Raw genomic sequence first — 21,676 nt, 5'->3', positions numbered from 1 at the left:
TTGTGACGACTCTTAATACTATAACAGCATTATTATTCTTTGTCAAATGTTTTTTTGTTTTTTTATTATATTTCTAGAGACTTTGTATTTTTTCAAGTTCACCTCTAAATTTTTTGATTATTTTCTTTTCTATTCTAGACACAGTCATTTGAGATATTCCCATTTCTTCTGCTATTGATACTTGAGTCTTTCTTTTAAAATATCTATCCTTTAATACCTTTTTTTCTCTATCTTCCAATTTGCTAATAGCTTGTTCCAGAAAATCATTGTTTTCAATTCTACTAAAATACACATCATCTTCCCCTATTAGTTGAGATAAACTAATATCTTTATCATCTCCATTGGAGTCTAAGGATAAATCTAATGACTTAGGGGTATATACTTTACTTGCTTCCATTGCTTCCAAAACTTCCTCTGATGTACAGTTTAAATATTCTGCAATATCATCAACAGTAGGAGATTTTTGTAACTTCTGACCAAGTGTCAATTTAGCATTATTGATTTTCTTAGAAAGCTCTTGTATTCTTCTAGGTACTCTAATTGACCATCCTTTATCTCTAAAATACTTTTTAATTTCTCCTATTATTGTTGGTGTAGCAAAACTTGAAAATTCATATCCTTTTTCTATATCATATCTATCTACTGCATATATAAGACCAACACAAGCAATCTGATATATATCATCATAATCTATACCTTTATTAGTATATTTTTTAGATAATATCTCTGCTATGTATAGATGTCTTTTAATTAACTCATCTCTTATTAAATTGTCTCTATCCTTAGCATATTTTGCAAATAGCTCTTTTGTATTTATATCCTTAAAAGCTACATTACCTTCTTTAACATTAGAAAGCCTTGTTGTCATTGGGCAACATCCTCTATTCTTTTAATCATTTTCAATTCTTTAATTCCAGAATCATCTTTCATTTCAACTTCATTCATTAAAGACTTTATAATAAATAAACCTAGACCTTTTTCTGCTAATTGTTCATTATCCTGCTCAGATATTTCACTTCTAACAAAAATAGTCATCTCATTATCATTAAGTATATATTCTATATCAATATTAGTATTTGTTAATTGACTTTCAAGAATAATCGTACAAGCCTCAGCTACAGCAACTTTGATATCATCAATTTCTTCAATATTAAAACCTAATCGATTTGATATTGCAGACGTGGTTAGCCTAACAACCCCTACAAATTCTGGCTTATTAGGAATACTAATTTTTATATTATCATTATCATATATTTTTAATTTTTCAGACATATACTATTTTTCACTCCTTAATTATAAATACCTTATTTAATCCTGTAATGTTAAACAACTTCTTAATATTAGCTTTGATATTTATAATCTTAATATTATGTTCATTTTCCTTAAGTTTTTTTAACGCACTTATCAGTACTCCAAGTCCTGTACTATCAATATATTCTAATTTTTCTCCATCAATAGTTATATCTGCTCTTTTTTCTTCAATTATTTCATTTAAGATTTCCTTAAAATTAGGTGAAGTATATATATCAAGTTCACCTGTAGGCTTTATTATCCAGCATTGATTTTCATCATTAAAGTTCTTTATAACTTCTAGTGCCATAAGATACCTCCTCATAAATCTAAATTGTTAGTTAAATTGTACGTTTCTTTAGTTATGATTATTATTACATTTATAACGTTAAATTTCAACAATCTAATATTCTAGTTTTAAATTTTTTTAAAATAAATTTTAAAAGGGAAAAAAGAAAATCTTTTAGATATATTAAATTTACGTACAGTTATATCTTTTTTACCCATAAGTTCATGTCTTCAAACTTTCCACATATATTACAATTATTAATTAATCTTCCTGTATATGAATATCCTTGTTTTTTAAAGACTTTATTCATCCCAAAAGATACTGATCTAGCAATAGAATACAAACACACTATATCTCTTTTTATCATTTCTTTTTCTAAATTATTAATAATAATACTCATAAGACCTTTACCTCTATGTTTGTTGTTTGTAGCACAATCAGTTATTTCTGCATTCTTATGCAAGGTATCCATATCAGCTGAAGCAGCACTTACTATTTGACCTTTATGTTCTATATACATAAAAAGAACATCATTTTCCATTAAAGTGTTTACATAGTTCATATTATTTAATGGAATGGGGTAAGTTTTAAATACTTCATCATATAGCTTTACTATCTTAGGTATATCTTCTTTCTTAGCAATCTTTATTTCATAATCTTTTTCTAATTTAACAGAGTCATTATTCGATTTAAAGTTAGTAAGCTTTTCAATTATCTCATTTTCTTTTTCTATTGTATCACTATCTCTTCTAGAGCTTGTATAAAACTTTGATAAACAATATCCATGCTCTCCATTATAATAATATTTAAAAATACCTTCTAAAATATATCCATAAGCCATAAATTCTTCCCAGTCATCTGAAGTAGCTTTAATAAAAACTTTATCAAAACTATTTTCCTTTGCTATAAAATCAATTCTTTGAGCCATACCCCTATAATTTTTACCATCATAATTTACTACCTTTAATCTTTTATTAAAGTAATCTATTACTAATTTTAGATAATAATCTTCCTCTTGTATCTCATATGTTATGCTGTATACATTACCATGTATTGTAGATTTCTTTCCTTTATTTAAAGTTAAATCAATTATTTCCATTCTTAGTACCTCCGACTTTTTATTTAAAACTTTTATTTTAATATGTTCCTTAATTAATAAAATAGGACATATAAAGTATATGTAATGTCTACACACTATATGTCCTTATGTCCTTATTTCTATTATTAAAATATGTTAATTTCATTATTAATAAATTATAGGGTACTCTAGTACCCTATATTAATTATCTATTCTTCATCACTTTCATCTAAATCGTTATCTTCTTCATTATCTTCAGTTGCTACTTTAGCTATTGAAACAACTATATCATCTTTACCTAATCTCATTAAACTAACGCCTTGAGTATGTCTTCCCATACGAGAAATTCCTTCAACTTTAAGTCTAATTACTATTCCTGAGAAGCTAATTATCATCACTTCATCTTTCTCATCTACAACTTTTGCTCCAACTAATTCTCCAGTTTGTTGCTTAACGTTATAGGTTTTAATTCCCTTTCCACCTCTAGTTTGAGTCCTATATTCATCTAGAGATGTTCTCTTTCCTTGACCTTTCTCACTAATTACTAAAAGATCTTTATTTTCTTCAACTAGACCCATACTTACTACTCTATCATCTCTATTTAACGTAATAGCTTTAACACCCATTGAATTTCTACCCATATCTCTAACATCATCTTCATTAAATCTAATAGACATCCCTTGGGAAGTAATTATCATAATGTCATTATTACCATCAGTTCTCTTAACACTAATTAATTCATCATCTTCCCTTAAATTAATAGCTATTAGACCACTTTTTCTGATAGAATTATACTGATCTAATCTGGTCTTTTTAATCAATCCGTTTTTAGTAGAAAAGACTAGATAATCCTCATCATTAAACTCTTTAATTGGAATTATCGCAGCTATTTTTTCTTTTGAATCTAATTGTAAAAGATTTACTATAGCAGTTCCTTTAGCCTGTCTTTTAGCCTCAGGAATCTCATAGGCTTTTAAAGTATAAACCTTCCCTTGATTAGTGAAGAATAATAAATCATCATGAGTTGAGGTGATAAATAAGTGCTCAACAAAATCTTCTTCTCTTGTTGTAAGAGCCGAAACTCCTTTGCCACCTCTTCTTTGGATTTTATAAGTATTTTCAGGTAATCTCTTTACGTATCCAAAATGAGTTAATGTTATTGCAACTTCTTCTTCCTTAATCATATCTGCAATATTTATGTCATCAGTAGAAGGCCTAATTTCTGTTCTTCTATCGTCACTATATTTTTCTCTTATTTCTAACATTTCTTCTTTAACGATATTATATATTAACTCATCACTTGCTAATATTTCTCTAAGTTTATTAATAAGTTTTATTAATTCTTCATATTCTTCTTCAATTTTCTCTCTTTCCAATCCAGTAAGCTTTTGAAGTCTCATATCTAAGATAGCCTGAGCTTGTTTTTCACTTAACCCAAACTCACTCATTAATCCATCTTTAGCTTCTTGAACACTTGAAGAACCTCTAATCAATTTTATTACAGCATCTATATGATCTAATGCTATTTTGAGTCCTTCTAGAATATGGGCCCTAGCCTCAGCTTTATTAAGATCATATTGTGTTCTCCTAGTTATAACCTCTTTTTGATGATCTAAATAATGTCTTAATACCTGCTTTAAATTTAATACTTTTGGCTCATCATTTACAAGGGCAATTATAATTATACTAAATGTATCCTGCATTTGAGTATGTTTATAAAGATTGTTTAAAACCACATTAGGGTTTGCATCTCTCTTTAATTCTATTACAATTCTCATTCCATTTCTGTCTGACTCATCTCTCAAATCAGAAATACCTTCAAGCTTTTTATCCCTTACTAAATCAGCTATCTTTTCAATCAATCTAGCCTTATTAACTTGATATGGTATCTCATCTACAATAATTCTATTTCTATTCTTACCATATTCTTCTATCTCAGCTTTAGCTCTAACTTTAACTTTGCCTCTACCAGTTCTATAGGCATTCTTAATATCCTCTATTCCCATTATCATAGCTCCCGTAGGAAAGTCTGGACCTTTAATAACAGTTAAAAGCTCATCAACGCTTACTTCAGGATCATCTATCATCATAATTGCTCCATCAATGACTTCTCCCAAATTATGAGGTGGTATAGAGCTGGCCATACCTACGGCTATACCAGAAGAACCATTCACTAAAAGATTAGGAAATTTACTTGGCAATACCTTAGGTTCATTTAAAGTTTCATCAAAGTTAAGTCTATAATCTACAGTTTCTTTATTAATATCTCTTAATAGCTCTGTTGATAATTTTGCCATCCTTGCTTCAGTATAACGCATGGCAGCAGCTCCATCACCATCAACTGAACCAAAGTTTCCGTGCCCATCTACTAATAAATATCTAGTTGAAAAATCCTGTGCAAGTCTAACCATAGCATCGTAAACAGCTGTATCACCATGGGGATGATACTTACCTAAAACGTCCCCAACAATACGTGCAGATTTTCTATGGGGTTTATCAGGAGCTAATCCTAAATCATTCATAGCATAAAGAATTCTTCTATGAACAGGTTTAAGCCCGTCTCTAACATCAGGCAAAGCTCTACTCACAATTACAGTCATAGCATAATCTAGATAGGACTTTTTCATCTCATCAGCTATATCGATTGGAATAATTTTTTGTGCTTCATTACTCATAAATATCCTCCTTAGCCATTTTGTTAAATAAAACATATTGATATGTTTTATTTATAGCTATTATTGGTAAAACCTAGATTATATTTCAAAGGTTAAATAGCTATTCAAAATGAAGTTCTCATGACTTTTTTGTAAACTACATTTATTACTATACTTTTTAAGGCTATATATCAAGATTCTCAACGTATTTAGCATTATCTTCAATAAATTCTCGTCTTGGTTTTACCTTATCACCCATTAAAGTAGTAAATATTTCATCTGCAGCAACTGCATCTTCTACGTTAACCTTAAGCATAATACGCTTTTCTGGATCCATAGTTGTATCCCAAAGCTGTTCAGGATTCATCTCACCAAGACCCTTATATCTTTGAATTGAATAACCTTTTTCACCGATTTCTTGTAAAACCTTTTGTAATTCTTTCTCGGTATATGCATAATATTCTGCTCTACCTTTTTTCACCTTATATAAAGGCGGTTGAGCTATATATATATGTCCTTCCTCTATCAAAGGTCGCATATATCTATAAAAAAATGTCAGTAATAGCGTTCTAATATGAGCTCCATCAACATCGGCATCGGTCATAATTACAATTTTTCCATATCTTAGCTTATCCATATCGAAGTCATCACCTATACCGCAACCAAAAGCGGTTATCATAGCTTTGATTTCAGCAAAGTTCAATATTTTATCTAATCTAGCCTTTTCCACATTCATAATTTTACCTTTTAGTGGCAAAATAGCTTGAATTTTTCTATCTCTACCTTGTTTTGCCGAACCACCGGCAGAATCACCCTCGACTAAGAAAACTTCACATTTATCTGCATCTTTTTCAGAGCAGTCTGCTAATTTCCCAGGCAATGATGAGCTTTCTAAAACATTTTTTCTTCTAGTCAATTCTCTAGCTTTTCTAGCAGCTTCTCTAGCTCTAGCTGATCTTAGGGATTTATCTATAATAATTTTTGCATCTTTAGGATTCTCTTCTAAAAATCCATCTATAGATTCTGTAACTAAACCCTCAACAATACCTCTCATCTCACTGTTTCCTAATTTAGTTTTCGTTTGTCCTTCGAATTGTGGCTCAGATAGCTTTACAGAAAGTATTGCAGTTATACCTTCTCTTATATCTTCACCGGATAGATTTTCATCTTTTTCCTTTAAGATACCATTTCTTCTTGCATAATCATTTACTGTTCTTGTTAAAGCACTCTTTAATCCACTTAAATGAGTACCTCCTTCATGCGTATTAATGTTATTAGCAAATGAATGTATATTTTCACTATATGCATCTGTATACTGGAGAGCTAGTTCTGCAGTACAATTATCTCTTTCTCCTTCAGTATATAAAATATTCTTATGAATCGCAGTCTTATTCTTATTTAAATGCTTAACAAAAGCCTTTATACCACCTTCATAATAAAATTCACTCTTCTTATCATTTCTTTTATCCTCAATAGAAATTCTTATGCCTTTATTTAAAAATGCTAATTCTCTTAATCTATGCTCTAAAGTTTCATACTTAAAGATAATTTCATCAAAAATTAATGAATCTGGTTTAAAAGATACTATAGTACCATTTTCTTTAGTCTCTCCAACAATTTCTAGAGGTGTTAGTGGTACACCTCTCTCATATTTTTGACGATGTATTTTACCTTCTCTTCTTACTTCAACAATTAACCATTCAGAAAGAGCATTAACAACTGATACACCCACTCCATGAAGTCCTCCTGATACCTTATAAGCACCGTTATCAAACTTACCTCCAGCATGAAGAACTGTTAATACAGTTTCTACAGTAGATTTCCCTGTCTTAGGATGTGTCTCCACGGGAATACCACTTCCATTGTCAGTAATAGTTACTGAGTTATCTTCATTTATAATTACTTCTATTGTATCGCAAACATCTGCTAACGCCTCATCTATACTGTTATCTACAACCTCATAAACCAAATGATGTAACCCTCTAGGTCCAGTACTTCCTATATACATACCAGGCCTTTTTCTTACTGGCTCCAATCCTTCTAAAACTTGAATTTGTTCAGCTCCATAATTTCTTGTATTCTGATTTTCAGGCATGTTTATCCTCCAATCTATATATTATTAATAAAACCTGCTCTTTTGGCTAAAGTAGTAGAAGATATATTTGAAGAATAAATGATACTTGTCCTTATATCAGCTCCATTAGCCTTATCTTTTTCTACTTTTTCAGTTATTATATAGGATTTAATTCCTTTTTCAACAATATTATATATAAAACCTTCTTCCTTAGCTATCTTAAAAAACTCTTTGGTGTCATTTGATTTAAAGGCTGTTTTAGCATCTACTATAGCAATAATATCCATAATAGGTATTACAAAATCCTTTCCTAAGTGTAAGAACATATACTATCCTCCTTTGACACTCAAATATCATTTGATTTATTGTCCACTAATAAGTCTCTATAACTTTTCCATCTTTTATGTAGTATATACTCTTGGTCAACTTATTAAATTCATTTATATCTATATCATCTGTAGAAGTTATAATAGTCTGTATATCTTTGAAGGTAGATACCAAGTATTTCCTCCTATTTAAATCTAATTCTGATAGAACATCATCTAATAATAAAACTGGATATTCTCCAACTGCTTGTTTTATAAGCTCTACTTCTGCTAGTTTTAGTGACAATGCTGATGTTCTTTGCTGTCCTTGAGAGCCAAAGGTTCTTATATCTATATTATTTACTAATATTTTAATATCGTCCCTATGGGGACCAAATCTTGTTGTGCCCCGTTCTATTTCTTTATCTATGTTTTTCTTTAATGTATTTAAAAAGTTATTTTGAATTTTCTGTTTATCATTACTCTCTATTTCAAAAGAAGACATATATTCAATATCCAATTCTTCTATACTACCTGTTATTTTTCTATGAATATCTTTAGATATTATAGAAAGCTGTTTTAAAAAACTTAGTCTCTTTAATAGTATCTCTGTACCTACATCAATTAATTGTGAATTCCAAACGTCTAAAAGCTTTTTTTTACTTTTATCATACTGAATTATTTTTAACAGATTATTTCTTTGAGTAAGAATTTTATTATATCGTCCTAGGTTATATCTATATCTTGGGCTAATTTGTGAAATCTCATTATCTAAAAACATTCTTCTTTGATTTGGTCCTTCTTTTACTAACTTTAAATCCTCTGGCGAAAATATCACCACATTAAATGCACCATATAAATCAGATATTTTATCTACCTCTACTTTATTTATTCTCGCTGTTTTTCCCTTATTACGTTCAAATTTTATTTCTAGCTTTTTATCAAACTCCTCATTAATAACATCTATGCCAATATAGGCTTTATCCCTAGAAAGATTTATTAATTCCTTATCAATACTTGTTCTATATGATTTACCTGTAGAACAAATATATATTGACTCCAATAAATTTGTCTTTCCCTGGGCATTATTCCCTATAAATAAATTTAGTCTACTATTGAGTTTAATATCAAGGTTTTTATAATTTCTAAAATTAATTAACTTGATGCTATCTACATACACATATAGCACTCCTTAAAAAGTATATTACAGCAACTATATTTAAATATACTAATTCTTTAATTTATTATTTGTAACTATATTTAATTATTTCATAAATTAAGTTATATATCTATAATACTATAGCCCATAATCTACAATTTATCAACTATTTGAAAAATACCTTGTCCCTCTATCTCTATTTTATCATTTTTGATAAGTTTTTTCCCTCTTTGAAAACATATTTCATTATTAACCTTTATTTGCCCTTCTTTTATAAGTATTTTTGCGTGTCCTCCCGTTTGAGCAACTGCTATATATTTAAGAAATTGATCTAATCTTATATAGTCAGTGTCAATTGTAACTCTCTCTATCATTTCAACATCTCCTTAATTTTAATTAATATTCTCAAATATATTACGTTTAAGTCCACTATAAAGTAAAGACACCTTAGCAAGGTGTCTAGAAAAATTCTTAATTATCACTAGCAAGTCTGACTGGTAAAATCAAATATGTATAGCTATCGTCACCAACTGGCTTAAGAATACATGGACTTATATTGCTAACAAAGTTCATCTCAATCTCTTCGCTATCTATTACCTTTATTCCTTCTAAAATATATTTTGAATTAAATGCGATTTTTATATCATTTCCTTCAAGTTCAATTGGAATATCTTCATGTATATCTCCAATTTCAGAGTTAGAAGTAATAACTAAGTTTTCATCAGTAATATCTAACTTAACAAGATTATTCTTACCTTCCCTTGCTAATAATGAAGCTCTTTCTATACTCTCTTGTATATCTTTTGTCTTTACCTTCACTTTGGATTTATATTCATTTCTAATAATATCATTGTAGTTTAAGAATTGGCCTTCTATTAATCTTGATATAATTACAGTATTCCCCAAATCAAATAAAATATGGCTGGATGTAAATCTTACATTTATGTCAGCATCATTATCATCTAATATTTTATTTAATTCATTTAAGGTTTTACTTGGTATAACAACTTTAACATCTTTTTGACAATTAATTTTAATATTTTTTAATGCAAGTCTATAGCCATCCAAGGCAACTAAAGCTGCTTCATTATTATTTACTTCTAGAAGTGCGCCTGTTAATATCGGTCTAGTTTCATCTTGAGCTGTAGCAAAAACCGTCTGTTTTATCATTGTTCTTAATAGATCCTTAGGTATATCCAGAGAAATTTCATCTAGTAACTTTGGTAATTGTGGATATTCTACTGACGACTGTCCTATTAGTTTAAATTTAGAATTTCCACAATTAATATAAACGTTATTATCGTCTCTAACTTCTATTTCCACAGGAAAATCTGGCAATTTTCTTATCATATCTCCAAAAATTCTAGATGTTATAACTATACTTCCTTCTTGAATAATCTCACAATTTATATTAGATTCTATTCCTAATTCTAAATCAGTACCTGTAAGAGTCAATTTATTATTCTTAGCCTCAATCAATATACCATTTAATATAGGTAAAGTTGTTTTTGAAGAAATTCCTTTTTGAACAATATTTATAGCTTTAGCAAGTTCTTTTTGGTTTACTTTTACTTTCAATTGTGGATAACCCCCTTCGAGTTTTAATCATAATAATATTAACTAAACTTAGTAGTAATAGTAGTAGGTCCTGTGGGTATGTGGATAAGTGTATAAAACAAAGAATACTAGTGATTAGTCTTGTTAATAAAGTGTATATTAATTTGTTCAATTTATCCACATTATTAAGATAAAAATATTTTATTAACAAGAGTCATAATTAATTAACATGATATCAACAGGACTTTGTAGATTATTTTCCTTTAATTTCACTTATTATATTTTCAATTTTTTCTTTAAAATCTGAATTATTTTTTATGTCGTTAGAAATTTTTTCATAAGCATGAATAACTGTTGTATGATCTCTTCCACCAAATTCATCACCTATCTTAGGCAAGGATAAATCCGTCAATTCTCTAGATATATACATAGCTATTTGTCTAGGATATGCAATGGCTCTAGTCCTTTTCTTTGATACTAAATCTTCAGTTTTAATACTGAATTTATTTGAAATTACTTCTTTTATGAGCTTAACATTTACTTCTTTAGGCTTATTTTCAGATATTATATCCTTTAAAGCTTCAGCTGCCAGCTCAACGGTTATTTCTTTATTAGTTAATGATGAATAAGCAGCTATTCGAATTAAAGCTCCTTCAAGCTCTCGAATATTTGATTGTATTTTAGTTGCTATATATTGAGTAACATCATTAGGAACCTCAATATTTTCAACATTTGCTTTTTTTCTTAAGATTGCTATTCTAGTTTCTAGATCCGGAGCTTGTATATCTGCAATCAAGCCCCACTCAAATCGAGATCTTAATCTGTCTTCTAGAGTAGGTATCTCTTTAGGTGGTCTATCACTTGAAATAATAATCTGTTTGCTAGCTTCATGAAGGGCATTAAAAGTATGAAAAAATTCTTCCTGTGTTCTTTCTTTACCAGCTATAAACTGAATATCATCAATAAGTAATACATCTACATTTCTATATTTAGTTCTAAATTGAATATTTTTATCATCTCTTATAGAGTTAATTAACTCATTAGTAAACTTTTCAGATGATACGTATACAACCTTTGATTCTGGGTTTTGATTTAATATATAGTGGCCAATAGCATGCATTAAGTGAGTTTTACCTAATCCTACACCCCCATATATAAATAGAGGATTATATGCTTGTGCAGGTGCTTCAGCAACAGCTAAAGATGCTGCATGTGCAAATCGGTTACTATTACCTATTACAAAGGTGTCAAAAGTATATTTAGGATTTAATTGTGACCTAGAAGTTAGATTTTCTATTACCTCTGACTTGTTGTTATTATGTGTATGTCCTGAATCCTTTGAAATCTCTTCACCAGGGATAGTAAATTTGATTTCATAATCTTTTCCTGAAACTTGCTTAATAGCATTTTTTATTAATGTCATATATCTCGCTTCTAAAATTCCCTTTGTAAACTCGTTTGGAGCTCCTAAAACAATTAGATCATCATTAACTGTTATTGGATTAATAGTTTTTAGCCAAGTGTTAAAACTCACTTCAGTTAATTCTGTTTTAATGAGGCTTAAAGAATCGCTCCAAATATCTTCTAAATTCGAACCCATGATACATCCTCCTATTCATCAGAATTATTGTCAATTTCTAAAAGATTTATAACTTATCTTAAATATCAAAAATATTTTTAGATAATATATCAACAGAGTTGTCCACAAAAAAATTTTAAAAAGAACTATTTTAATGAATAATATTTATTAACAAGGATAATATAAAAATTGTGGATAAGCAGTTAATATTAGTTTTTAATGACAAATAATAATAATATAATAAACAATATACACAATAAAGATTTATTTATAAATGTGGAAAAAAAAATTGTTAAAAACTATAAAATAACAGTTAAAAAAGTAAAAAAAGAACTAAATTTATAAAGTTATGCACAACTTTATCCACAGAATGTGTATAAAAAAAGAAATGTGAATAAATAATCCACATAGCATTCTTATATTATCAAAAAAAATATAAATTATCAACAAGAACATCAACATATCCACAAGCTTAACAGTATGTTGAAAAAATTATTAACAATAAGTTTATAATATAAATTCTTGACATCAATAGTTGATATGACTATAATCAATAGTAGTGTCTACTTTTTGCGGAGGCTTTTTAAAGCCAGATAAAAATAAAAAAAATGATATATATATACATTAAATGTTATATATAGGTGTTGTGCCGAAGGGGGTGTATTTACGTGAAAAGAACTTACCAGCCTAAAAAGAGACAAAGAAAGAAAGAGCATGGATTTAGAAAAAGAATGAAAACTAAGTCTGGAAGAAATATATTAAAGAGACGTAGACAAAAAGGCAGAAAGAAATTGTCATCATAAGGCCGCTTATTGTGGCCTTTTTGTTCAATTAGAGGAAGTTTTAAGGAGCTTTAAATATATGAACAACTATGAAAGTTTAAGAAATAATAAGGACTTTAGAAATGTATATGATAAAGGAAAGTCCTTTGCTAATAGATATTTAGTAATGTTTTACCTGAAAAATAACATGGAAATTAGCAGGGTTGGCTTTTCTGTAACCAAGAAATTAGGAAATGCCGTTGTGAGAAATAAAGTTAAAAGAAGGATGAAAGAAAGTTATAGAATAAATTCCAATAAATTTAGGAATGGCTATGATATAGTTTTTCTTTCTAGGGTTAAGGCCAAGGATGCTAATTTTAAGGAAATAGAAAGTGCTATATTACACATAGGTAAATTGGCTAAATTAATTAAAAAAGGTGAATAATTGTGAGAAAAATACCAATAATCCTAATAAAACTGTATCAAAGGTATATCTCACCTTTAAAATCCAGAAGCTGTAGATTTTATCCAACTTGTTCTGAATATTCTATACAAGCTATAAAAAAATATGGAATAATAAAAGGTGGAATAAAAAGTGTGTGGCGGATTTTAAGATGCAATCCTTTTAACCCAGGAGGATATGATCCTTTAGAATAATGAGGGGGTTAGTAAATGATTGATATTTTTGCAAAGCCATTAGGGGCTTTACTTAGAATGATATTTGACTTTGTCACGAATATTGGTTTAGAAACAGAATATATATCTGCTTATGCTATAGCAATTATATTAACGACTATTATATTTAAATTAATTCTATTGCCATTAGGTATTAAGCAATCAAAATCAATGAAAAAGATGCAGGATATACAACCAAAAGTAAAAGAAATACAGGAAAAGTATAAGAACGACCCACAGAAGCAACAAGCAAAAACTATGGAGCTATATAAAGAACATAATGCAAATCCTTTCGGTTCTTGTTTACCACTTTTAATCCAAATGCCAATACTTATTGGTTTCTTTAGAGTTTTAAGAAACCCTGCACCTATATTTGAAGCAGGCGAGATGATTTCTAAAGGATATGTATTTCAAGATGCCACACTTTACGAGCAATTAAACAAGTCTTTTTTATGGATTTCAAATCTTAAGGATCCAGATCCTGTGTTATGGGGATTACCTTTATTGGCTGCTATAACAACTTTCCTTCAAAGTAGAATTATGAGTAGTAAATCAGCTGGTGGAGATGAAAAGGCTCAACAAACTCAGAAAACAATGAATATGGTTTTCCCTGTTTTAATTTTAATTATGTCAAGAAGTTTTCCTGCAGGTTTGGCTTTATACTGGGTAATAGGTAATATATTCACTATTGTTCAGCAATTGATTACGAACAGAACAATGGGTGGAGTTAAGGAGGAATCTAGTTAATGAAGTCTGTAGTTAAAACGTCGAAAACTGTAGAAGAGGCTATAGAGGATGCTTTAGCTGAATTAGATGTCGAAAAGGAAGATACCTCTATAGAAGTACTTGAAGAGCCAAGTAAAGGATTATTTGGACTAATTGGTACTAAGGATGCTAAGGTTAGGGTTACTGTTGTTCATGACCCTATTGAAATTACTGAGAATTTTTTGAATGCCCTTTTAAATAAAATGCAAATTAAAGGTAAAATTAAAGCAGAAAAGAAAGGGAAAGATTTACATGTTGAAGTAGAAGGTGTAAATGATTCTGACATGGGAATACTTATTGGAAAAAGAGGGAATACACTGGACTCTATTCAATATCTTCTTAGTTTGGCTATTAATAGAGATAGAGAAAAGTATATTAGGGTTTTATTAGATTCTGAAAATTATAGGAAGAGAAGAGAAGAAACACTTATAAGACTTGCTAAAAAAATGGCTTCTAAGGTTAAGGCAACTAAAAGAAGAGTAAAGCTAGAGCCTATGAATCCCTATGAGAGAAGAATAATTCATTCTACTTTACAAAAGGACTATGATATTGAAACTCATAGTGAAGGTGAAGAGCCATACAGAAAAGTTGTTATTGAATATAAGAATAAAAGGAAATTTTAGTAAACCCAGTTTTTACACTGGGTTTATATTATGTTAATAATAGTTTTTTGGTATAATAATATAATATAAAAATAAATAATAAACTTAAGAAAAGAGGTGACAGAATTGGATAATGATACTATTGTTGCTATTGCAACGGCACCTGGCGAAGCTGGAATTGGAATAGTTAGATTGAGCGGTAAAAATTCCATAGGTGTAGCTGATAAGATATTTCAAGGAAAAAGAACTAATAAACTAGTTGAGGCAGAGTCAAGGAAATTAAATTACGGGCATATAGTCGATCCTAAAAATGGAGATATAATTGATGAAGTTCTATTGGTTTATATGAATGGACCACATACATATACAAGAGAAGATATTGTAGAAATTAATTGTCATGGTGGAATAGTTCCTGTAAGAAGAATTTTAGAGATTTGTTTAGAAAATGGTGCTAGAATGGCAGAGGCAGGAGAATTTACAAAGAGGGCTTTTTTAAATGGTAGAATTGACTTATCTCAAGCTGAAGCAGTGATGGATTTAATAAGTGCTAAAACTGATACTAGTTTTGATGTATCATTAAATCAATTGGAAGGTAGCTTATCATCCGAGGTAAATGACCTAAGACAAAATCTTTTGGAGATGCTTGCTCATATTGAAGCTTCTATAGATTTTCCAGAGCATGATGAAGAGTATGCAACATATAATCAATTAAAGGAGAATGGAACTAAAATCTACAATAGTATAGAAAGATTATTGGATACTGCTTATACTGGAAAAATACTTAGAGAAGGATTGAAAACAGTTATTTTAGGTAAGCCTAACGTAGGTAAATCATCATTAATGAATAGAGTTTTAAAAGAAAGTAGAGCCATAGTAACTGATATACCAGGTACTACAAGGGATATTATAGAAGAATATGTAAATATTAAAGGAATACCATTAAAGATAGTTGATACTGCTGGGATAAGAGAAACAGAGGACGTAGTAGAAAAAATAGGTGTAGATAAAGCAAAGAATTTAATAGGTAAAGCTGATTTAGTGATTGCAGTTTTTGATATTTCTGATGATTTAAATAGTGAAGATATGCAAATTATTGATTTAATTAAAAACAATAAAGCCATAGCTCTATTAAATAAAACTGATTTACCTAATAAGGTTTCTCAGGAAGAGATAAAGAAGCAATTACCTAATGTTAGGATAATAAATACTTCTATGATAACAGGAACGGGAGTTGAAGTTTTAGAAGATACAATAAAAGATATGTTCTTTAGCGGAGAAATTAAATCTAAAGATGAAACTATAGTAACAAATGTTAGACATAAGGACCAGCTTCAAAAAGCACTAGAAAATATTAAGGACGGATTAAATGCAATAGAAATGGAGCTACCCTATGATTTAATTGAAGTTGACTTGAAGAATTGCTGGGAAAACTTAGGTGAAATAACTGGAGATACTGTTGGTGAAGATCTATTAGATAAAATTTTTCAAGATTTTTGTATTGGTAAATAGTTAAAAATACGAAGGAGGATTTATATGGGAAGTTCCGCCATATATTACGGAGGAGACTATGATGTTATTGTAGTAGGAGCTGGTCATTCAGGATGTGAAGCTGCTTTGGCCCCTGCTAGAATGGGAAAGAAAACTTTAATGCTAACAATGAGTATAGATTCAGTTGCCCTTATGCCATGCAATCCAGCCATTGGAGGAACTGGTAAAGGACATTTGGTAAAGGAAATAGATGCCCTTGGTGGAGAAATGGGAAAAAATATAGATAGAACATTTATACAGAGTAGAATGTTAAATACTTCAAAAGGACCGGCTGTACATTCATTAAGAGCTCAGGCAGACAAGGAAAGATATTCATCAAATATGAAACAGCTATTAGAGAGTGAAGACAATCTTACATTAAAGCAAGGTGAAGTAGTTGATTTAGTAATCGAGGATGGTAAAGCTGTATCTGTAATAACAAGAACTGGAGCTAGATTCAATGGAAAAGCTATAATTTTCTCTACAGGAACATACCTAAGGGGGAAAATATATATTGGTGAAGTGAATTATTATGGAGGGCCAAATGGTTTGTCACCTTCGATGCAACTTACTGAACCTTTGGAAAAGCTAGGATTTAAGTTTAGAAGGTTTAAAACTGGTACACCTGCTAGAGTTCATAAAGATAGTATAGACTTTAGTAAAATGGAAATTCAGCCAGGAGATAAAGAAATAGTACCTTTTTCTTTTCTAAATGGTGAATTAGAGAAGGATCAAGTTCCTTGTTATTTAACGTATACCAATTTGGATACTCATAAAATTATTATGGATAATCTTAATAGGTCTCCTATGTATACTGGACAAATGGAAAGTGCAGGTCCTAGGTATTGTCCTTCTATTGAAGACAAAGTAGTTAGATTTGCCGATAAAAATAGACACCAAATATTCATTGAGCCAGAAGGTTTAGATACTAAGGAGATGTATGTTCAGGGAATGAGTACTACCTTGCCAGCTGAAGTTCAGTTGAATATGCTTAGAACAATTGAAGGACTAGAAAATGTAGAAATTATGAGGGAAGCCTATGCTATTGAGTATGACTGTATCGACCCTACTAAGCTTAAGAGGACTTTAGAGTATAAGGAAGTAGAAAATTTATTTTTTGCGGGTCAAATTAATGGAACTTCTGGGTATGAGGAAGCTGCAGCCCAAGGTATTATAGCGGGAATTAATGCTGCTTTAAAGGTAGATAATAAGGAACCATTAGTATTAGATAGATCCCAAGCTTATATTGGAGTATTAATAGATGACCTTGTTACAAAAGGTACTAATGAACCATATAGAATGATGACTTCAAGAGCAGAGTATAGGTTAACTTTAAGGCAGGATAATGCTGACCTTAGATTGACTGAGTTAGGATATAGAGTTGGATTAGCAAGTGAAGAAAGATACAATAAAATGATTCACAAGAAACAAGCTATAGAAGTGGAATTAGAGAGACTAAAAGAGGTAAAAATTACTCCTACAGAAGAAATAAATATTTTTATACAAGATATTGGAAGTACGCCTCTAAAAAAACCTGCTTCTCTTTATGACTTAATTAAAAGACCAGAGATTACTTATGATGCTCTAAATGATTTAGATGAGAATAGACCTAATATGTCTATAGAAATAAGTATGCAGGTAGAGATTCAAATTAAATATGAGGGTTATATTCAAAAGCAAATGCGACAGATAGAACAGTTTAAAAAGTTAGAAAGTAAAAAGCTTTCTAAGAATATTAATTATGGTGATATAAAAGGACTTAGGCTTGAAGCTAGACAAAAGCTTGATGCATTGAAGCCAGAATCAGTAGGTCAAGCATCAAGGGTTTCTGGTGTATCTCCTTCTGATATAAATGTATTATTAGTTTATCTAGAGCAGCAGAGAAGAATGGCAAATAGGGGTGAAAATAATGATTAATATGGAAACCTTTGTCGAAGGTATTAAAGAGTTGGAGCTAGAGTTTACTGAAGACCAGCTTAACAAGTTTGAAAAATATAAACAGCTTCTTAAAGAGTGGAATGAAAAAATAAATATTACAGCCATTAAGGATGATAAAGAAATAGATATTAAGCATTTTCTAGATAGCATTACAGTCTTAAAGACTGGTTACATTAAAGGAAATGAAAAAATTATTGACATAGGCACAGGAGGAGGCTTTCCTGGTTTGCCTATTAAGATATTGTATGATGATAGTCAAGTTGTATTATTAGATAGTTTAAATAAGAGAATAAAATTTTTAAATGAAGTAATAAATGAATTAGAATTAGATAATATTCGGACTATACATGGAAGAGCTGAAGATTTTGGTAAGGATGAAGAGTATAGAGAACAATTTGATGTAGTTGTTTCTAGAGCAGTAGCTTCACTAAATATATTAGCTGAGTATTGCTTACCTTTTGTTAAAGTTGGGGGAGTTTTTATTGCAATGAAAGGTCCAGAAATAAATGAGGAATATGAAGATGCTAAAAAAGCTCTTGATTTGCTTGGAGGAAAACTAGAAGAAAAGTTTGATATTATGCTACCTTTTACTGATATAACCCATACTTTATTGGTGATAAAGAAAACTAAAACAACACCGACAAAATATCCTAGGAATCCTGGGAAACCTAAGAAAAATCCATTGTAAATACAGGAAAAATGACATCAAATGTAAAAGGAAAGTATAAATATTTTTCTCTATTTAGAAGGAAGGAAAGATTATTTAGAGAATATTATAAATAAAGATATTAGGGACAAGCCTACGGAGAGGAATGATTTTATGAATAATATTTCTGAAGAAGTAAAGTATATTCCGGTTGAGAAGATAAAGCCCAATCCTTATCAACCAAGAAAAAACTTTAGTAAAAGAGCTTTAGAGGAGTTAAGTCAATCTATACAATCCTATGGTATTATTCAGCCAATTAGTGTTAGAAAAATAGGAGAAGAAAGCTATGAGTTAGTTGCCGGTGAAAGAAGATTGAGGGCAGCAAAATTGGCTAGTTTAGAAGAAGTACCTACTATTATTGTTAATATGAGGGATCAAGATTCTGCTGTATTAGCTATAATAGAAAATCTTCAAAGAGAGGATTTGAATTTTATTGAAGAGGCAGAAGGGTATAGTAACTTAATCAATGATCACGGTTTTACTCAACATGAGCTTGCTAAAAAGATAGGTAAGAATCAATCAACAGTTGCTAATAAGCTAAGAATACTTAGATTACCAGATGAGATTAAAAAACTTTTGATAGAGAATAATTTATCTGAAAGACATGCAAGAGCATTGTTAAAATTACCAGATGCAGATTTGCAAATGGCTATTTTGGAGAAGATAATAAATAATGAATTGACAGTTAAGAAAACAGAAAAATTAATTAAAGATATGCTTGAAGATATTACAAAGGAAGATGAGCCTCAAAGAAAGCAAAGCATAAAAAGTATGATAAACTTTAGAATTTACCTTAATACCATAAAAAATGCTTATACTGCTATAAAAGAAAGTGGTATTGATGCAAAATATGAACAAAAGGATATGGGTGATTTTATACAAGTATCTGTAAAAATTCCAAAGAAGTAAAATTTATATTTTATTTAATATCTAAGGGTGGGGAAGATAAGATATTTGCATGATTTACATAGAAAGTCTATTATGTAGAAAATAAATTTGATTAATTATTAACAATCATGATATCATTCATTATTTTAAATTTAGTTTTAATATATAAGTAACTTATCTAATAGTTAAATTAATTTATAACATTGAGTTATTAGATTTAGATAAGATAAATATAGATATGTATTTGATAATTAAACTTAGTATGATAGTGACATAATAAAGCTATTGTACTAAGTTTTATTGTTTTAAAATGAATTAGTAATTTACATTTTTTGTTTAATAATATAGTTACAAAATATAAAATAAATAAAATCGTTAACAAATAGTAAAATATTATCTATTGTTATTTTGTTAACAAAGGTATAAAATTATGTTATCCTATATTATAAAGGAGAGATAGAACATGATTATTAATGAAAAAGAAATATTTGACATTTTAGATGAGGCTAGAAAAGCAGATATAGATGAAATAGAAGAAATAATTGAAAAAAGTAAAGATGGTTTTGGATTATCTTTATATGAAACTTCAGTTTTACTTAACGCTGAAGATAAAGATCAAATAAACGAAATATTCCACGCAGCTAAAGAATTGAAGCAAAGAATTTATGGTAAGAGAGTAGTGCTATTTGCACCTTTATACCTAACGAATAAATGTGTTAATAATTGCTTGTATTGTGGTTTTAGAGTTGCTAATAAAGGATTAATTAGAAAGACTCTATCAATTGATGAGATAGTAGAGGAGTCAAAAGCCCTAGAGGAGCAAGGACAGAAACGTTTATTATTAGTGGCTGGAGAACATCCCGTAGAATCAAACGTAGACTATATAGTTGAAGCAATAAATGAAATATATAATAATAGTGATATGAGAAGACTTAATATTAATGCGGCTCCAATGGAAGTAGAAGATTTTAAAAAGTTAAAAGAGGCTGGTATTGGTACGTATCAATGTTTCCAGGAAACATATCATAGAGAAACTTATAAAAGGATGCACCCACAGGGTCTAAAATCAGACTATGATTATAGGGTTACGGTTATGGATAGATGTATGGAAGCAGGTATCGATGATCTAGGAATGGGTGTATTATATGGGTTATATGATTATAAGTTTGATACCCTCGCTCTTTTACAGCATGCTGAGTATTTAGAAGGTAAATACGGATGTGGGCCACATACTATATCAGTTCCTAGATTAAGACCTGCCCATGGTTCTGCTATCGAAGAGGTAGAATATCCTTTAACTGATGAAGAGTTTAAAAAATTGGTTGCAGTTTTAAGATTAGCTGTTCCATATACAGGTATAATACTATCAACAAGAGAGTCGAAGCAGTTAAGAGATGAGCTACTAGATTTAGGAGTTTCACAATTTAGTGCAGGATCTAGTACAAGTCCAGGCGGATATAAGGATAAAAAGAAAGAAGAAGCAGATCAATTCTATACAAGTGATGAAAGAAAATTAGATGAGATTGTAAATTGCATTAGTGAATCTGGCTATATACCAAGCTTCTGTACTGCTTGTTATAGGGTAGGTAGAACTGGAGAGCAATTTATGAAGCTAGTTAAAGATGGAAAAATGAAAAGTATATGTAGAGCAAATGCTCTTATGACATTGCAGGAATATATAGAAGATTATGCAAGCTCAGATTCAAGTGAAAATGCAAAAAAAGTTATAGAAACCCTTTTAAAAGAAATAGATAATGAGAAAGTAAAAGAAGAAGTATATAATAGGTTGGATAGAATACAAGACGGAGAAAGAGACTTATATTTTTAGG

General features: G+C 29.7%; 21 protein-coding genes. 10 read left to right on the top strand and 11 right to left on the bottom strand.

The features are described 5' to 3' along the window. Window positions 1–73 precede the first annotated feature (73 nt). The 11 genes from JMO20_RS02650 to dnaA all read right to left on the bottom strand — a co-directional run bounded on the left by JMO20_RS02650 (window position 74) and on the right by dnaA (window position 12,006). Window positions 74–868 (bottom strand): SigB/SigF/SigG family RNA polymerase sigma factor, encoded by a 795-nt coding sequence (locus tag JMO20_RS02650; RefSeq protein ID WP_202707925.1) that lies wholly within the window; start codon window positions 866–868, stop codon window positions 74–76. Then, window positions 865–1,272, bottom strand: coding sequence for an ATP-binding protein (locus JMO20_RS02645; RefSeq protein WP_202707924.1), 408 nt, complete (start codon window positions 1,270–1,272; stop codon window positions 865–867). Before JMO20_RS02645 ends, JMO20_RS02650 begins: the two co-directional genes overlap by 4 nt. Window positions 1,273–1,282: 10 nt before the next feature. Then, window positions 1,283–1,600 carry an STAS domain-containing protein gene (locus JMO20_RS02640; RefSeq protein ID WP_202707923.1) on the bottom strand — a complete coding sequence of 106 codons (318 nt, stop codon included), beginning with the start codon at window positions 1,598–1,600 and terminating at the stop codon, window positions 1,283–1,285. A gap of 178 nt (window positions 1,601–1,778) precedes the next feature. Beyond that, entirely contained in the window at window positions 1,779–2,678 is a 900-nt protein-coding gene (gene ablB, locus JMO20_RS02635; RefSeq protein ID WP_202707920.1) for a putative beta-lysine N-acetyltransferase, read from the bottom strand. Between the two features lie 188 nt (window positions 2,679–2,866). Further along, the gene (gyrA, locus tag JMO20_RS02630) at window positions 2,867–5,332 is read right to left on the bottom strand and encodes a DNA gyrase subunit A (RefSeq protein ID WP_202707919.1); all 2,466 of its coding nucleotides are present in this window, start codon (window positions 5,330–5,332) and stop codon (window positions 2,867–2,869) included. Between the two features lie 163 nt (window positions 5,333–5,495). Next, the gene (gene gyrB / locus JMO20_RS02625; protein ID WP_202707917.1) at window positions 5,496–7,406 is read right to left on the bottom strand and encodes a DNA topoisomerase (ATP-hydrolyzing) subunit B; all 1,911 of its coding nucleotides are present in this window, start codon (window positions 7,404–7,406) and stop codon (window positions 5,496–5,498) included. A gap of 14 nt (window positions 7,407–7,420) precedes the next feature. Next, window positions 7,421–7,711: an extracellular matrix regulator RemB gene (remB, locus tag JMO20_RS02620; RefSeq protein ID WP_202707915.1), complete on the bottom strand. Its 291-nt coding sequence runs from the start codon at window positions 7,709–7,711 to the stop codon at window positions 7,421–7,423. Window positions 7,712–7,757: 46 nt separating this feature from the next. Then, window positions 7,758–8,870, bottom strand: a complete 1,113-nt coding sequence (gene recF / locus JMO20_RS02615; protein WP_202707913.1) for a DNA replication/repair protein RecF — start codon at window positions 8,868–8,870, stop codon at window positions 7,758–7,760. Between the two features lie 131 nt (window positions 8,871–9,001). Beyond that, window positions 9,002–9,223 carry an RNA-binding S4 domain-containing protein gene (locus tag JMO20_RS02610; protein ID WP_202707912.1) on the bottom strand — a complete coding sequence of 74 codons (222 nt, stop codon included), beginning with the start codon at window positions 9,221–9,223 and terminating at the stop codon, window positions 9,002–9,004. A gap of 97 nt (window positions 9,224–9,320) precedes the next feature. Further along, window positions 9,321–10,427, bottom strand: coding sequence for a DNA polymerase III subunit beta (dnaN, locus tag JMO20_RS02605; protein WP_202707910.1), 1,107 nt, complete (start codon window positions 10,425–10,427; stop codon window positions 9,321–9,323). A gap of 232 nt (window positions 10,428–10,659) precedes the next feature. After that, window positions 10,660–12,006, bottom strand: a complete 1,347-nt coding sequence (gene dnaA, locus JMO20_RS02600) for a chromosomal replication initiator protein DnaA (protein WP_202707908.1) — start codon at window positions 12,004–12,006, stop codon at window positions 10,660–10,662. Between the two features lie 647 nt (window positions 12,007–12,653). On the opposite strand from dnaA, the gene rpmH reads away from it, so the two are divergent. The 10 genes from rpmH to hydG all read left to right on the top strand — a co-directional run bounded on the left by rpmH (window position 12,654) and on the right by hydG (window position 21,675). Then, window positions 12,654–12,788, top strand: coding sequence for a 50S ribosomal protein L34 (gene rpmH, locus JMO20_RS02595; RefSeq protein WP_202707906.1), 135 nt, complete (start codon window positions 12,654–12,656; stop codon window positions 12,786–12,788). A 58-nt stretch (window positions 12,789–12,846) separates the two neighbouring features. Further along, window positions 12,847–13,191, top strand: a complete 345-nt coding sequence (gene rnpA / locus JMO20_RS02590; protein ID WP_202707904.1) for a ribonuclease P protein component — start codon at window positions 12,847–12,849, stop codon at window positions 13,189–13,191. Continuing rightward, window positions 13,191–13,403 carry a membrane protein insertion efficiency factor YidD gene (yidD, locus tag JMO20_RS02585; protein ID WP_202707930.1) on the top strand — a complete coding sequence of 71 codons (213 nt, stop codon included), beginning with the start codon at window positions 13,191–13,193 and terminating at the stop codon, window positions 13,401–13,403. The genes rnpA and yidD overlap by 1 nt, the downstream gene beginning before the upstream one ends. A 15-nt stretch (window positions 13,404–13,418) precedes the next feature. Beyond that, complete coding sequence (locus JMO20_RS02580; RefSeq protein WP_207753413.1) at window positions 13,419–14,168, top strand: YidC/Oxa1 family membrane protein insertase; 750 nt, start codon at window positions 13,419–13,421, stop codon at window positions 14,166–14,168. Further along, window positions 14,168–14,809, top strand: a complete 642-nt coding sequence (jag, locus tag JMO20_RS02575; protein ID WP_202707902.1) for an RNA-binding cell elongation regulator Jag/EloR — start codon at window positions 14,168–14,170, stop codon at window positions 14,807–14,809. Before JMO20_RS02580 ends, jag begins: the two co-directional genes overlap by 1 nt. Window positions 14,810–14,914: 105 nt before the next feature. Beyond that, window positions 14,915–16,297, top strand: coding sequence for a tRNA uridine-5-carboxymethylaminomethyl(34) synthesis GTPase MnmE (mnmE, locus tag JMO20_RS02570; RefSeq protein ID WP_202707900.1), 1,383 nt, complete (start codon window positions 14,915–14,917; stop codon window positions 16,295–16,297). A 24-nt stretch (window positions 16,298–16,321) separates the two neighbouring features. Beyond that, entirely contained in the window at window positions 16,322–18,232 is a 1,911-nt protein-coding gene (gene mnmG, locus JMO20_RS02565) for a tRNA uridine-5-carboxymethylaminomethyl(34) synthesis enzyme MnmG (protein WP_202707898.1), read from the top strand. Further along, window positions 18,225–18,941 carry a 16S rRNA (guanine(527)-N(7))-methyltransferase RsmG gene (gene rsmG / locus JMO20_RS02560; protein WP_202707896.1) on the top strand — a complete coding sequence of 239 codons (717 nt, stop codon included), beginning with the start codon at window positions 18,225–18,227 and terminating at the stop codon, window positions 18,939–18,941. The genes mnmG and rsmG overlap by 8 nt, the downstream gene beginning before the upstream one ends. A gap of 132 nt (window positions 18,942–19,073) precedes the next feature. Further along, the gene (noc, locus tag JMO20_RS02555) at window positions 19,074–19,868 is read left to right on the top strand and encodes a nucleoid occlusion protein (RefSeq protein ID WP_202707894.1); all 795 of its coding nucleotides are present in this window, start codon (window positions 19,074–19,076) and stop codon (window positions 19,866–19,868) included. Window positions 19,869–20,310: 442 nt separating this feature from the next. Continuing rightward, the gene (gene hydG, locus JMO20_RS02550) at window positions 20,311–21,675 is read left to right on the top strand and encodes a [FeFe] hydrogenase H-cluster radical SAM maturase HydG (protein WP_202707892.1); all 1,365 of its coding nucleotides are present in this window, start codon (window positions 20,311–20,313) and stop codon (window positions 21,673–21,675) included. Window position 21,676: the final 1 nt, after the last annotated feature.

Source organism: Sporosalibacterium faouarense, assembly GCF_016765695.1.
Taxonomy (GTDB): Bacteria; Bacillota; Clostridia; order Tissierellales; family VENL01; genus Sporosalibacterium; species Sporosalibacterium faouarense.
This window is presented reverse-complemented; position numbering and strand designations above follow the sequence as displayed.